Source organism: Bradyrhizobium prioriisuperbiae (genome assembly GCF_032397745.1).
Classification (GTDB): Bacteria; Pseudomonadota; Alphaproteobacteria; order Rhizobiales; family Xanthobacteraceae; genus Bradyrhizobium_A; species Bradyrhizobium_A prioriisuperbiae.
Window position 1 is genome coordinate 4,271,466 of the sequence record NZ_CP135921.1, and the last position, 13,561, is coordinate 4,285,026.

At 65.1% G+C, this 13,561-nt stretch carries 16 protein-coding genes; 4 read left to right on the forward strand and 12 right to left on the reverse strand.

The window, feature by feature from the left end; all coding sequences use genetic code 11:
- Positions 1 to 82 precede the first annotated feature (82 nt).
- Together RS897_RS20020 and RS897_RS20025 are read left to right on the forward strand one after the other, a co-directional pair.
- Entirely contained in the window at positions 83 to 973 is an 891-nt protein-coding gene (locus RS897_RS20020) for a LysR family transcriptional regulator (RefSeq protein WP_315838230.1), read from the forward strand.
- 153 nt (positions 974 to 1,126) lie between these two features.
- Positions 1,127 to 1,354: a hypothetical protein gene (locus RS897_RS20025; protein ID WP_315838231.1), complete on the forward strand. Its 228-nt coding sequence runs from the start codon at positions 1,127 to 1,129 to the stop codon at positions 1,352 to 1,354.
- 33 nt (positions 1,355 to 1,387) lie between these two features.
- Here the strand turns inward: RS897_RS20025 and RS897_RS20030 are convergent, their stop codons facing one another.
- The gene (locus RS897_RS20030; protein WP_315838232.1) at positions 1,388 to 2,038 is read right to left on the reverse strand and encodes an HD domain-containing protein; all 651 of its coding nucleotides are present in this window, start codon (positions 2,036 to 2,038) and stop codon (positions 1,388 to 1,390) included.
- A gap of 163 nt (positions 2,039 to 2,201) precedes the next feature.
- Between RS897_RS20030 and RS897_RS20035 the strand changes: the two genes are divergently transcribed.
- Positions 2,202 to 3,176: a GlxA family transcriptional regulator gene (locus RS897_RS20035; protein ID WP_315838700.1), complete on the forward strand. Its 975-nt coding sequence runs from the start codon at positions 2,202 to 2,204 to the stop codon at positions 3,174 to 3,176.
- Positions 3,177 to 3,271: 95 nt separating this feature from the next.
- On the forward strand, positions 3,272 to 3,658 hold the full coding sequence (locus RS897_RS20040) for a hypothetical protein (RefSeq protein ID WP_315838233.1): 387 nt from the start codon (positions 3,272 to 3,274) through the stop codon (positions 3,656 to 3,658).
- A 21-nt stretch (positions 3,659 to 3,679) separates the two neighbouring features.
- On the opposite strand, the gene RS897_RS20045 is transcribed toward RS897_RS20040, so the two are convergent.
- The 11 genes from RS897_RS20045 to RS897_RS20095 form a co-directional block, all read right to left on the reverse strand.
- Positions 3,680 to 4,441: an amino acid ABC transporter ATP-binding protein gene (locus tag RS897_RS20045; protein ID WP_315838234.1), complete on the reverse strand. Its 762-nt coding sequence runs from the start codon at positions 4,439 to 4,441 to the stop codon at positions 3,680 to 3,682.
- A 20-nt stretch (positions 4,442 to 4,461) separates the two neighbouring features.
- Positions 4,462 to 5,238, reverse strand: coding sequence for an SDR family NAD(P)-dependent oxidoreductase (locus RS897_RS20050; protein ID WP_315838235.1), 777 nt, complete (start codon positions 5,236 to 5,238; stop codon positions 4,462 to 4,464).
- Complete coding sequence (locus RS897_RS20055) at positions 5,235 to 6,215, reverse strand: NAD-dependent epimerase/dehydratase family protein (RefSeq protein ID WP_315838236.1); 981 nt, start codon at positions 6,213 to 6,215, stop codon at positions 5,235 to 5,237. Before RS897_RS20055 ends, RS897_RS20050 begins: the two co-directional genes overlap by 4 nt.
- 4 nt (positions 6,216 to 6,219) lie before the next feature.
- Complete coding sequence (locus RS897_RS20060; protein WP_315838237.1) at positions 6,220 to 6,891, reverse strand: amino acid ABC transporter permease; 672 nt, start codon at positions 6,889 to 6,891, stop codon at positions 6,220 to 6,222.
- A 9-nt stretch (positions 6,892 to 6,900) separates the two neighbouring features.
- Positions 6,901 to 7,572: an amino acid ABC transporter permease gene (locus RS897_RS20065; RefSeq protein ID WP_315838238.1), complete on the reverse strand. Its 672-nt coding sequence runs from the start codon at positions 7,570 to 7,572 to the stop codon at positions 6,901 to 6,903.
- 165 nt (positions 7,573 to 7,737) lie between these two features.
- Positions 7,738 to 8,610 (reverse strand): substrate-binding periplasmic protein, encoded by an 873-nt coding sequence (locus tag RS897_RS20070; protein WP_315838239.1) that lies wholly within the window; start codon positions 8,608 to 8,610, stop codon positions 7,738 to 7,740.
- Between the two features lie 38 nt (positions 8,611 to 8,648).
- Complete coding sequence (locus RS897_RS20075) at positions 8,649 to 9,566, reverse strand: allantoinase PuuE (RefSeq protein WP_315838240.1); 918 nt, start codon at positions 9,564 to 9,566, stop codon at positions 8,649 to 8,651.
- A 14-nt stretch (positions 9,567 to 9,580) separates the two neighbouring features.
- The gene (locus tag RS897_RS20080) at positions 9,581 to 10,078 is read right to left on the reverse strand and encodes an ureidoglycolate lyase (protein WP_315838241.1); all 498 of its coding nucleotides are present in this window, start codon (positions 10,076 to 10,078) and stop codon (positions 9,581 to 9,583) included.
- Positions 10,079 to 10,397: 319 nt separating this feature from the next.
- Positions 10,398 to 11,519, reverse strand: a complete 1,122-nt coding sequence (locus tag RS897_RS20085) for an IS481 family transposase (RefSeq protein WP_315838242.1) — start codon at positions 11,517 to 11,519, stop codon at positions 10,398 to 10,400.
- Between the two features lie 228 nt (positions 11,520 to 11,747).
- The gene (locus RS897_RS20090) at positions 11,748 to 12,464 is read right to left on the reverse strand and encodes a GntR family transcriptional regulator (RefSeq protein ID WP_315838243.1); all 717 of its coding nucleotides are present in this window, start codon (positions 12,462 to 12,464) and stop codon (positions 11,748 to 11,750) included.
- Positions 12,465 to 12,589: 125 nt separating this feature from the next.
- Positions 12,590 to 13,351: a gamma-glutamyl-gamma-aminobutyrate hydrolase family protein gene (locus tag RS897_RS20095; RefSeq protein WP_315838244.1), complete on the reverse strand. Its 762-nt coding sequence runs from the start codon at positions 13,349 to 13,351 to the stop codon at positions 12,590 to 12,592.
- Between the last annotated feature and the right edge of the window lie 210 nt (positions 13,352 to 13,561).

Genomic DNA, 13,561 nt, shown 5'->3' on the forward strand with positions numbered 1-13,561 from the left:
ATATCTCATAAAATGAATAATTATGATATTATGCATCTTTAAAAAAGAAGTACCGCAGAAGCGGTGGCTTCGGGAGCGCACGATGGATCTGGCAGCGTTGAAAATATTCGTCGCCGTGGTGCGCGAGGGCAGCGTGACCGGCGCGGCGAAGCGCCTGCATCGCGTGCAGTCCAACGTCACCACGCGGATCCGCCAGCTCGAGCAGGATCTCGGCGTTGCGTTGTTCATCCGGGAGGGCAAGCGGCTGCATCTGGCACCCGAAGGGCAATTGCTGCTCGACTATGCGGACCGGCTGCTGGCGCTGGCGGATGAGGCGCGTGCGGCGATGCAGGATCCGCGGCCGCGCGGCGTGCTGCGGCTCGGCTCCATGGAAAGCACCGCGGCGGTGCGGCTGCCAGAGCCGCTCAACCGCTACCACCAGCTTTATCCCGATGTGACGCTCGAACTGCACATCGGCAATCCGCAAGTGCTGGGGTCGGCGATCCTCGCCGGAGAACTCGACGCCGCGCTGGTGGCGGAGCCGATTGCCGACGGGCCGTTCGACAAGGTCGCGGTGTTCGAGGAGGAGCCGGTGATCGTCGCGGCGGCCGGCCGATCCGGCCGCAAGGATGCGCTGCCGCGCACCATGATCGCCTTCGAGCCCGGCTGCCCGCACCGCGCGCGGCTGGAGAACTGGTTCGCCCAGCGCGGCGAGATGCCAGAGCGCATCATCGAGCTGGGCTCCTATCACGCGATGTTGGGTTGCGTGGCCGCGGGAATGGGCATCGCCTTGCTGCCGAAAAGCGTGCTCGCCACGTTTCCGGACAATATGCGGCTGCAGGTTCACAAGCTGCCGCAGGGAGAAAACCGTGTCGACACTGTGATGATCTGGCGCAAGGGTGGGGGCTCGCCGAAGATTCTTGCGCTGCAGAAGGTCTTGAGCGAGGGAAAACCGGCCGGGCGTGGTGGCCGCCGAAAGACCCAGGGGGTTTGAGCCTTTAAGGGCTTTGAGTCTTTACAACCTGTGCGAATTGCGCGAACAGGCGAAAGCGTCGCAGGCGAGAGTTCCGCGATGCCACGCGATGTTGACGAACGGAGATCGCGGTTACAAAGTTCGATCCAGGAGGGAGCAGGACTCGCAGCGCGAATGGCTAAACTGATCCCGTTTGATGCGTCCATCGCCATGCGCCTCAAGGCCGTCGATGCCGCGCGTCGCGCCCGCGCGCTGCCGGTCGGGCCGGAGCGCAACGAGTTGCGGCAACTGGCGCTCGCCTACAAGGCGCTTGCCGACAACGAAGCCTGGCTCGCTGGCGCCCGTGCCGGGGCGCGCCGCCGGCGCATGACCCGCCGCCTCCCGTCGGATGACGAGGCATAAACGCAAGGCGGCATCGTCAGCCGACTGGCTGCCTCAGCCCTTCCACGGCGACTGCCGGATCACGCTGCAGAAATTCCCCGGCATGAAGCCGTGCTCCTTGTCCTTGATCACGTCGGCCTTGACGTTGCCGAACGTCGTGTCCGGCTTGTGCTTGATGCCGTCATAGAACGCCTGGATGATGTCGTCCTTGAAGTGCGGCGTGCGCGGATGTGCGTGCACCACCGCCTCGCGCTCAGTGTCGCTGTACGCGTGATAGGTGAGGCCGAGCACGTCCATCTCGACGCCGGCGGTGACCAGCGCCACCACCGGATGCATGTGCTGGGGAATACCTGGCGTGGTGTGCAGGGCGATGGCGGTCCACACCGTGTCGATATCGGTTTGCGCGATGCCGCGGCTTTTGAGGAAATCCCGCGCGGCGTTGGCGCCGTCGACCTCGAAACGTTCGTTGGGGCTGGAGTGCTGGTGCGTCAGGCCCATGTCGTGAAACATCGCGCCGGTATAGAGCAGCTCCGGATCGAACTTGAGCCCGCGATGCTTGCCGGCCAGCGCGCCGAAATAATACACCCGGCTGGAATGGTGGAACAAAAGCGACGAGGCGGTGTCGCGCACCAGCTGCGTCACCTCGCGGGCCAGCTGGCTGTCGGGGATTTTCACTCCGTCGATGGAAGGCAATGTCGTGCTCATGGCCGGATGTCCTGGTTGCGGTGGCGATGACGACAAAGTGCGTCCGGCCGCCGTTGTCTTCAATTGACGTAACACGTCGATTTCTGCCATTGTCTGGCGAACCCGGACACCCGCGGACAAAACGATGCGCCCAGCAAGACCTTCCGTGAGACCGGCCAAAAGCATGGCCCGGCCGGTGCGAACCGTCGCCATCCTGGCGCCGCCCGGGGTGCAGTTGCTGGACGTCTGCGGCCCGCTCGACGTGTTCGCCGAAGCGAATACGCAGGCGGGGCGCGAGGCCTATCGGCTGCTGGTGATCGCCAGCAGCCGAGGTCCCGTCACCAGCTCATCGGGTGCGCGGCTGATGGCGGATCACACCATCGGCGATGAGATTGCAGCGACCATCGACACGCTTCTGGTCGCAGGTTCGCCCCACGCGCCCGATGTGCGGCTTGCGGCTCCTGCGCTGCAGTGGCTGCGCACGACCGCGCTGGCCGCACGGCGTTACGGCTCGGTGTGCAGTGGGGCGTTCTTCCTCGCGGCCGCCGGCCTTTTGAATGGCCGCCGGGTCGCCACCCACTGGGCGGTGGCCGAACGGCTGGCAGCGATCCATCCGTCGGTGAAAATCGACGAGGACGCGATTTATGTGCGTGACGGCAAGCTGCGCACCGCCGCCGGTGTCACCGCCGGGCTCGATCTCGCGCTGGCGCTGGTCGAGGAAGATCTGGGCCGCGAACTGGCCAAGCGGGTCGCCGCGCAACTCGTGATGTTCTTCAAGCGCCCCGGTGGCCAGATGCAGTTCAGCCGCAAGGGCGAGGCGGCGCTGGCCGGCCGCTCGGCGTTGCAGGAGGTGCAGCGCTTCATCGCCGCCAATCCGGCCGCGGACCATGGCGTGCCGGCGCTGGCCGCGCGTTTGGGCCTGAGCCCGCGGCATTTCGCCCGGCTGTTTCGCCATGAGATCGGCATCACCCCCGCCGCCTGGGTCGAGCAGGCCCGCGTTGCCGCAGCGCGGCGGCTGCTGGAGGCCGGCCAGGAGGCGCCCAAGCAGGTGGCGGCGCTGTGCGGCTTCACGGACGCCGACACCCTGCGCCGGGCCTTCATGCGCCAGGTTGGCGTCTCCCCCGCCGATTACCGCAGGCAGTTTGCGCGGGCGGCGTGACGGCCACGCCACAGTCGCCGGAGCTGAACCAAAATCCGGCTTGCACGATTGCAACGATGCCTTAGATAGCAACGGGGCAGGGGGCAAACAGGCGTATGCGTTTCGGCGTGTTTCTATTACCGGTTGTAGCGTGTCTGCTCGCGGCGTGTGGCCGCGTCGACGCCAATCTCACCATTGTGCCGGAGCAGTTTCGCCAGTCACCGTCGAGCACGCCCGCGGTCGATCCCCAGCCGGACGTCAAGGCGATCATTGCCGGCAATCTCGCCGGGGTGTTCGTCGGCACCCCCAGCAATGTGCGGGTCGGCCCGCCCCGTCGCGACGGCATGCACTGGCAGGCCTGCGTCAGCGCCATTGTTCCCGGCGTCACCGGTACGCCCATGTCCACCACTTTGCTCGTGACCATCGAGAGCGGCAAGGTCGGCACCCGCACCCGCACCACGGCGGAACATTGGTGCGCCAGGGAGACGCTGGAGCCGATCTAGTTCGGCGGGCAGACCCGTCGATTATCGCGGCATGATCTGGCGCAGGAAGGCTTGTGTGCGCTCGTGCCGGGGGCTCGAGAAGAACGGCTCCGGCAATCCTTCCTCGACAATCGCGCCGGCATCCATGAAGACGACACGGTCGGCCACGGTGCGGGCGAAGCCCATTTCGTGGGTGACGCAGACCATGGTCATGCCTTCGCGGGCGAGGCCGACCATGACGTCGAGGACTTCCTGCACCATCTCCGGATCGAGCGCCGAGGTCGGCTCGTCGAACAGCATGATCTTCGGCTTCATGCAGAGGGCCCGCGCGATCGCGACGCGCTGCTGCTGGCCGCCGGAGAGCTGGCTCGGATACTTGTCGGCCTGTTCGGAAATGCGCACCCGCGCCAGCAGCTGCCGCGCGGTGTCTTCGGCCTCGCGTTTGCTGACCTTGCGGATCTTGACCGGGGCGATGGTCAGGTTCTGCAGCACGGTGAGATGCGGAAACAGATTGAACTGCTGGAACACCATGCCGACATCGCGGCGGACCACGTCGACATTGCGCGTGCCGTGATCGAGCTCGACGCCGTTGACGATGATGCGCCCGTCGCGGTGCTCCTCCAGCCGATTGATGCAGCGGATCATGGTCGACTTGCCGGATCCGGACGGGCCACACACCACCACGCGCTCGCCGCGCGCCACCTTGAAGTCGATCTTGCGCAGCACCTGCGTGTCGCCATACCATTTGCTGACGCCCAACATCTCGATCATGGGTGCGGCTGACGTGTCGACCTGATGCGTCATTACAGTCTCCAAGGCCCGTGTCATGCCGCCATCCAGCCGCCGTCCACCAGGATGTTCTCGCCGGTGATGAAGGTTGCCTCGTCTGATGCCAGGAACAGCGCGGCGTTGGCCACGTCGTCGGGCGTGCCCAGCCGCGGCATCGGGGTGCGCTGGCGCGAATAGTCCATCCAGCGCGGCTCGGCGGCGCGTCCCGGCTTGCCGGTGACGATCTTGCCGGGCGCCACCGCGTTGCAGATGATGTGATCGCCGGCATAATCGGCCGCGATCTGGCGGGTGATGTAGACCACGCCCGCCTTGGAGGTGCCGTAGGACACATCCTCGGGGCAGGCGATCATGCCGTGCTGGGAGGAGATATTGACGATGCGGCCGCGCGCGCCATTGCGGACGTCCTGCGTCAGCATCTGCCGCACCGCGGCGCGTGACATCAGGAACACGCCGGTGAGATTGACCGCGAGCGCCCGATTCCATTCCGTGAGGCTGGTCTCGGTCAGCCGCTTGCCGACGCCGATGGCGGCGTCGTTGACCAGCCCATCGATGCGGCCGAACCGGCTGATTGTGTGATCGACGGCGCGGATCGTATCGGCCTCGGAGGCGACATCTATTTCGATGAACTCGACCTCATGCCCCTCGGCTGTGAGCAGATCGATGGTGGCGATGCCGCCTTCGCGCACCTCACGGGTGATGTCGGCCAGCACCAGCCGCGCGCCCTCGGTCGCGAAACGGCGCGCGATGGCGCGGCCGATGCCGGAGGAGGCGCCGGTGATCAGGATCGATTTTCCGGCCAGTCGCTGCGTCATTGCTTGTCCTCGGGTGCCAGCCAGGAGAGATAATCCGCCGCGGCCTGCTCCGGCGCATATGCCGGCCTGAAGCCGGTGTCCTGCGACAGGCGCGCGATGCTGAGGGGCGCGCGGTCCGCCGGCAGATTGTAGACGATGGTGGCCGGCTCGCCGGCGTTGGCGAGCCGCCAGCGAAACGATGCAAAGCGGCTGGTGAGAAGACGGCACCAGCCGGGTAGGTCCGACATTGTCCCGCCGCTGACATGATAGATCGCGTGGCCCAGCTTCTGCGCCTGGCAGATCCGGGCGATGCCCGCTGCGGCATCGCGGGAATAGATCCAGTCGGCCCGCATGTCGCGCGGCAGCACGACGTCGTCGCCGCGCAGCGCCGCCCGCAGCACCTGATAGTGGGGGCTCAGCGCATCGCGCACGCCGGTCTGCAATTCCCAGCGTCCATAGACCGGGCCGAGCCGCGCGATCCGGACGTCAAGCGCGTGCAGATGCCCGATGCGTAGCGCCGCCTGTTCGGCGGCGACCTTGGTGATGCCATAAAGCGCCGCCGGCGCGGGATGACTGAGGTCTTCCTCGAACTGCCCCGATGCGGCCGGCTGGGAGAAGCCGTAGACCGCGACCGAGCTCAGCATCACAACTCGCTTAAGCCCTTTGCGTGTGGCGGCACGTTCCATCAGGTTGACGGTGCCGCCGATATTGACGTCGACGATGCCACGCGGATCGATGCGCTCGCGCTGTTCGTTCGGCGTCACCGCCGCGGCGTGAATGATTGTCTCGATCGGGCCGGCGTCGAGGGCGCGGTCGATATCGCCGCTACTTCTGATATCGCCATCAATGCAGGCGATGCCGGCAAGCTCCGGCCGCGCCAAAATATCCGCGGGTGGAGGCGCGCGATCGAACAGCACCACATGCCTGCCGTCCGCGGTCAGGCGTTCCGCGAGCGCCAGTCCGACGAAGCCTGCGCCGCCGGTGATCAGGATCGTCATCGCCTCACCGCGCCACGAGCGCCTGCCGTTCCAGCCGCGCCACCCAGCGCGCGATCGGATACAGCAGCACGAAAAAGATCACCGCCGCCGCCATCAGCGGGGTCGGATTGTAAGTCTGTTCCTGGGCCACCCGCGCCGAGCGCAGCAATTCAGGCAGCGCCACCAAAGCGCCGATCGAGGTGGTTTTGATCAGCTCCAGCGAATTGCTGGCCAGCGGCGCCAGCACGTTGCGCAGCGCCTGCGGCAGGATGATGTAGATCACCGTGTGCAGCGGCTTGAAGCCGAGCGCGCGGGCCGCCTCGCGCTGCCCGGGTGGAACCGACTCGATGCCGGCGCGCAGGATCTCGCCATAATAGCCGGAATTGTTGAGCACGATCGCCAGCACCGCGGCGGAAAAGCCGCCCAGGGTGAGGCCGAGGAAGGGCAAGCCGTAGAACACCAGGATCAGCAGCACCACCACCGGAAACGACCGAAACAGGTCGATGTAGACCAATAGCGCAATGTTCAGCCAGCGATGGTGGAAGCTGTAGGCAATCGCGATCGCAAGCCCCAGCAGCAGGCCGAGCGGAAGCGCCACCACCGCGAGCATGACCGTGTAGAGCAGGCCCTGCAGCAGCAGGGGATAGACGCGCATCAGCGCATCGATGTCGGCGAAATTATCGAGCAACATCTGCATGGCCGGTTCTCACCGCCTGCGGCTGTGGCTGCGCTCGATCCAGCGGCTGGCGATCACCAGCGGCAGGAAGAACGTCAGGTAGAAGGCGGCGGCGAGCGTCAGCGGCGAGGGATTGGCGACGATGGCGGTGACGCTCTGGGCTTGTCCCAGGGTTTCCGGCAGCGACACCGCCGTGCCGAGCGCGGTGCCCTTGCTGATCGAAATGGCGCGGTTGGTCAAAAGCGGCACGGCTAGGCGAATGGCTTGCGGCAGGATGATCTGCAGCAGGGTGCGGGCGCGGCTGAAGCCCAGCGCGCTGGCGGCGTCCCACTGTCCGCGCGGCACCGCCATGATCGCGGACCAGAAGATCTCGGTGCTGAATGCGGAGAGCACCATGGCCAGCGACAGCACCGTGGTGACGAACGGCGATAGCGTCACGCCGAGATACGGCAGGCCGAAATAGATGAACACGATCACCACGAGCTGCGGCAGCGTCCGCAGCACGTCGACATAGGCGACGATCGCTGCGTTGAGCGCTTTGAAATTCGCGCAACGCAGCAGCGCCAGCGACAGCCCCAGCGCGATGCCGAACACGATGATCAGCAGCGACACGACGACCGTCACCCGAAAGCCCGCGAGCACATCCGGAAATGCGAGCGCGAGGACTTTCGGATTGAAGTAGTATTCGAGGATGCGATCCATCAGCCTGCGTTGTCCGTGATCGTCACTAGTTCCGCCGCGTCATCTCCGACTTAACCCCTCATCCTGAGGAGGCGCAAAGCGCCGTCTCGAAGGATGAGGCTCCGACACTTCCGGGCCTCATGGTTCGAGACGCGCTACGCGCTCCTCACCATGAGGAGCGAAGCCTCACTTCTTGCACGACGGCAGGTGCGCCACCGGCTCAAAGCCCTTGAAGCCGGGAGGGCCGTAGCCGAAATAGACGGTGTCCAGCGCCGAGCCTGCGTCGGGGGTGGCGCCGTACCACTTCTCGTGCAGCTTGCGCAGCCGGCCGTCGAGCTTCATGCATTCGATCACGTTCTCGACCTTGTTGCGGTACTCGACGTCCTCGAGGCGAAACGCATAAGCGAAGTTGCGGCCGTTGAAGTCCTTGTAGCCGACCTTGACCGCCTTGTTCTGGCTGGCCGCGAACACGGTGGTCGGGATTTCATTGAGCGCGGTGAAGGCGCGCCGCGTCATCAGCGCCTGCACGCTGTCGGGGAAGGTGTCGTAACGCTGCACCTCGAAGCCATATTTCTCGGCGTTCGCGGTGGCCCAGGTGTCCGAAATGGTGCCGCGGTTCACCGCCACCGCCTTGCCCTTGAGATCCTCGAAGCCTTTCATCTCGTCGGCGGCGCGAACCAGGAAGCCGTTGCCGGTGGTGAACAGCGGCTCGGTGTAGAGCATGCGCTCCGCGCGTTCCGCGGTGAGGTTCAGCGGATTGACCAGGAACTCGACGCGCTTGGCGAACAAGGCGGCGAACAGCCCGGAGAAGTTGATGTCGACGATCTCGACCTTGGGGCGGCCGAGGTCCTTGCCGATCTCGGTGATCAGGTCGGCGCCGAAGCCTTCCGGGCCGCTGGTGCCGCGCACCATCCAGGGCGCGACGCCGAAATCCGAGGCCACCACCAGCGGCTTGTCGGAGGGATGATCGGCTTCCTGCGCGCGGGCGCTTGCCCAGCTCACAATCTGCGCGGCGGCGAGGATCAGGGCGATTGCGACAGGCGTCGAGCGGGACATCATCGGTCCGGATCCTTGTGCTGGAGGGATGGGCATAGGTGTCATCCGAGTTGGAGTTGCGGTGGATGGGTGGCGATCCAGTGGTGCGCGATGTCGTTCCTCCGGCACACCCAGACCGCGGGATGGCGGGCGACATGGTCGAGAAAACGCGCGAAGCCGGCCGCGCGTCCCGGATGTCCGGCGATGCGGGTGTGCAGGCCGACCGACATCATCTTCGGCACGCTGGCGCCTTCCGCATAAAGCAGGTCGAACGCATCTTTCAGGCAATTGAAGAAGTCGTCCGAGGTCGCCATCGCGCCGCGCATGAACTTGGCGTCGTTGTTGATGAGGCCGTAGGGCACGATCAGATGCGGCTTGCCCAATACGGTGGTCCAGTACGGCAACTCGTCATTGTAGGCATCGGAGTCGTAGAGAAAGCCGCCCTCCTCGACCACCAGCCGGCGGGTGTTGATCCCGGCGCCGTAGCGGCAATACCAGCCGAGCGGGCGCTCGCCGGTGGTGCGCGCGAGGCTCGCCACCGTCTTGCGGATGCGTTCGCGCTCTTCGTCTTCGCTGAGGTTCTGGTGCCGCTCCCAGCGCCAGCCATGGGCGCAGACGTCGTAACCGAGTTCGGGAATGGCGGCCGCGGCTTCCGGATTGCGCTCCAGCGCCAGTGCGCAGCCCATTACGGTCGCGGTCATGCCGCGGTCCGCCAGCAGCCGGGTCAGGCGCCAGAAGCCGACGCGGCTGCCGTATTCGAACATCGATTCGGCGGCGAGGTCGCGGCCTGCAAAGCCGCCGCCACCTTCGGTCAACGCCGTCTCGGTGACGCCGTCGCCGTCGGCGAACGACGGCTCGGAACCTTCCTCATAATTGATGCAGATGTTGAGGGCGATCCGCGCGCCGCCGGGCCATTTCGGATCCGGCGGGTTGCGGCCGTAACCGATGAAGTCGCGATCGAGATGGGCGTCTGACGACATAGCCTGAACTTTTGCTAGAGGATATCGGGCATCACGATGGTCACGGCGGCGTCGAGCGGGTGGAACACGTCGTCATCGCCGCGACCGGTAATCCCCATCGCCACCGCGAAGTCCATGGGTGCATCCAGCACCGTGCTCGGATGATGCCAGACATTGCGCGCGTAGGTGATGGCCTGTTCGGGCCCGGCGAGAAAACCGCGCAGTGTCGCGAGATCCGGATCGCCGGCGCCCGTCGCCCCGCAGACGATGGCGAGATAATGCGCGGATCCCAGCGGGACGAAGGTCTGCGCCGAATAAGGATGCCGCTCCAGCGTGGTCGCTTGCAGCGGCAGGCGCACCTGCGCCGCGGCGCCACTGATCCAGAATGTGAAGCTCTGCGCCGCGTCGGCATCGTTCGACATGGTCGGAAGATACCGCCGCCGCTCCCCGGTCGGCCGCGTCGCGACATCGCCGAACGGCGCGAAAGCCTCCGGCGACAGCGGCTGGAGCGACACTGTGTAGGACTGGGTCATCGAACGTGGTCGGACCTTGGTTGTCGGATCGGAAGTCTCCGGTCCCCGGCAGTTGCAGCCGCGCGCCGATGCACTTCGTTATTCCAGTGGTATACCATTGGAGCGTTGCGTTATCCCCGTGTCAAGGGCGAGGCCGTCGCACCCGTCCGCAATTTTGGGCGGCCACGGTGCAAAATCCGGGCAATTGCGCAGGGGGTAGGCAGGTAGCGTGTTGATAATTGAATGGTTGCAAGGCGGCCGGTTATACTCAGCGTCATCACCGGGCTTGATGTTCAGTCCGGGGACATAGCCGACACCGTTCATGCACATCACCGACACTTTAGCTGCTCGTCAAGTCGATGGTTGCGACTTGGTGGGCGGCAAAGAACACTCCGTAGTGGCCGTCGTTTGAGGTTGGCCTGATTGCGAGGCGTTCGCCGCAGAAGGCGTGCGGAACCTTCCAGAGCCTCGCCTTGAAGCTGACATAGGCTTTGGTGGAGGAGACGCTCCGCACAATCTCGTCGCTGTCGTACTCAGGTGCAGGTAGACGGCTGGGCATCGCCCTGAGGCTCGGCCGGTAGCGGCTTGCAGGGACATCCTGTCCAAGCGCCTCGTGCGGCCGCTTAAAATTATAGACCTCCCGCCACGCATCGAAGGCGCGTTGCGTCTCGGCGAGATCGCGGAAGTGGCGCAGGGCAAATACTTCTGCCTTGAGCGTGCGGTGGAAGCGTTCGTTTTTACCGCGGCTCTGTGGATGGTAAGGACGGCTGTGAATGACGTTGATGCCGAGCTTCAGCAGCCACACCGCAAACCGGGTCCAGCGTTCGCCGGAAGGGTCGCCCCAAGGAGTTCCGTTGTCGACGAAGAAAGCCTCCGGCAGGCCATATCGACGGAACGTCAGTTCCAGCCGATTACGCACCGTATCACCGCGTTGATCTGAGCAGGCCTGCAGGCACAGATCGTAGCGCGAATGATCATCGACCACGGTCAGCGGGTGACAGAGCGCATCGTTGCCGAGCCGGACCCATCCCTTAAAGTCCATCTGCCACAGCAGGTTTGGCGCCGGCATCACGAAGCGCAGGCTCGCCACGGCGCCCCCAGGACGAGGCTTGATACGATCGTGCCGACGCAAGACAGCGTGCACGGTCGAAAATGCCGGGGAGCCGCCTGCATCCCGTTCCAGGCAGCGCACAATCTTGCGAGCGCCCCACGCTGGATGGTTGTCGCGGATGGCAAGAATGCGCTGTTCGAGCTCCGCTTCGGTCCGCCCAGGGCTGGTGTGAGGACGCCGCGAACGATCTGAAACGTCCTGATCGGCCTGCCATCGTGCAAGCCATTTGTAGCCGGTGCCCGGGTGAATGCCGAACCGCCGACATAGCTCCCGCCGGTTCGCTCCTTCCTGCATCGCAAGCAGGACAAACTCTCGTCGCTGATCCATTACCGACACCTCGCGCCATGGCATGGAAAGCCTCCTTAAAAGCCATTCCAAGCCAGTCTGATATGTGTCGGCTATGTCCCTGAACACCCGTCGGTGATGTGGTCGGACTGAACACTTGACCCGGTGATCCAGCTTTCTTCACCACGAAGGCAACGCTCTAAAGCTGGATTGCCGGGTCAGGCCCGGCAATGACGGAGTGGGGATGATAGGCGGCGCAAAAGCATAGCCGCATTCCCCACCGCAGCCGCGCCGTCACCCGTGACTATCCGGCAAAAAAATCCCGAATGTCTCCAGCATGCCCTGACGCACATTGGTGAGGTGGGTGATCATCGCCTGGCGTGCCACCACGGCATCGCGCTTGACGATGGCGTCGACGATCGCGAGGTGTTCGCGGCAGGCCGGCAGCAGGCGCTCGGGCCTGCGCTCCACATTGCACATCCTGATCTTGTGGCGGGTGTCGCCGATCAGCCGCCCCAGCGAGCGGTTGCCGCAATGGTTGGCGATCTGGTCGTGGATTTCGTCGTCCAGCGTCCAGTGCTTGGCCTTGGTGATCGATGCGGTCGCGAGAATTTTTTCCAGGCTGGCCTTGATCGGCTGCAGCACGTCGAGGCCGATGCGCGTGGCGGCGAGCGCCGCGGCTTCGCTCTCCAGCACCAGCCGCAGGTGGATCAATTCCAGCAGTTCGGCGATGCCGATGTTGCGAACGATCACCGAGCCGTTGGAGAGCTGTTCGAGCCGGCCTTCGCCCAGCAGCCGGCTGATGCCGGCGCGCAGCGGCGTGCGCGAGACCTTGAGGCGCAGCGCCAGCCGCCGCTCCTCGATCACTTCCCCGGGCGCCAGCTGCCGCGTTTCGATCAGCTCCAGCAGCTTGCCGTAGGTGGTCTCGGTCACGTTGCCGTTCGGCCGCGCGCGACCGGTCGTCGCTGTCGCCGTCTTGGGGGAGCGCTTGATCGCGGTTGCCTTCGTCACGGTTTTCCCCTGAACGGCATTGTCAGGGCGAATTGTTAAACGCACGACGCGGCGTTGTCGAGCCGTGGACAGGACCGAACGTATCCAGATGGAATACCAGATGGCTGGCTTTGGAGTGCTGGCGTCTAATGCCGGCGCGCCGCCAGCGCCGCGCCGAACGCCTGGAAAATCGCACGGTTCACCGGATTGCTTTGCGGATCGTATTCCGCGTGCCACTGCACGCCCAGCGCAAATCCCGGCGCGTCGGCGATCCGGATTGCCTCGATGGTGCCGTCCTCCGCGATGCCTTCGACCACGACACGTTTGCCCGGCTCGAGAATGCCCTGGCCGTGCAGCGAGTTGACCCGGATGGTGTCGCGCCCCAGCAGCTGCGCGAAGGCGCCGCCGGGGGTCAGGCGGACATCATGGCGATCGGCGAACACCACGGTGGGATCGGGGTGAATCTCCCCGGTCTCCAGCCGTGGCATCCGGTGATTCATGCGTCCGGGCAAATCGCGAATCTCCGGATGCAGCGAGCCGCCGAACGCGACGTTCATTTCCTGGAAACCGCGGCAAATCCCGAACAGCGGCACGCCGCGCGCCACGCAAGCTTCGATCAGTACGAGTGCCAGCGCGTCGCGGGCATTGTCGAAGGGTTCGTGCCGGGCATCCGGCTCGGTGCCGAAGTGGGAGGGGTGGACATTGGCGCGGGCGCCGGTCAGCAGCACGCCGTCGACGGTGTCCAGCAGCGTGTCGAGATCGGTCATGTTCGGGCAGCCGCCAAACATCAGGGGCAGGGCGCCGGTGACCTCGGCCACCGCCCGCAGGTTGCGCTCGCCGACATGCTGGACGGTGTATCGATTTTCGACCAGAAGCGCGTTTCCGATCACGCCGACCACCGGTTTCATTCCCGCCTGTCTCCTGTCGTTGTGTTCGGCCTCTGCCCTTGGGGAGAATATCGTTTCAGATCAGGGGAAAGTGGAGCAATAATTATGCCGGAATGGCCCCTGCGGAGCAGTCATGCAACTCCCGGCAGTGAATGCTGCACAGCAGCAACCGGGCCCGCCCGTGTCGCAAATGTGTCATCCGCGGCCTATAGTTCAGGCCGCAGGAAGCAC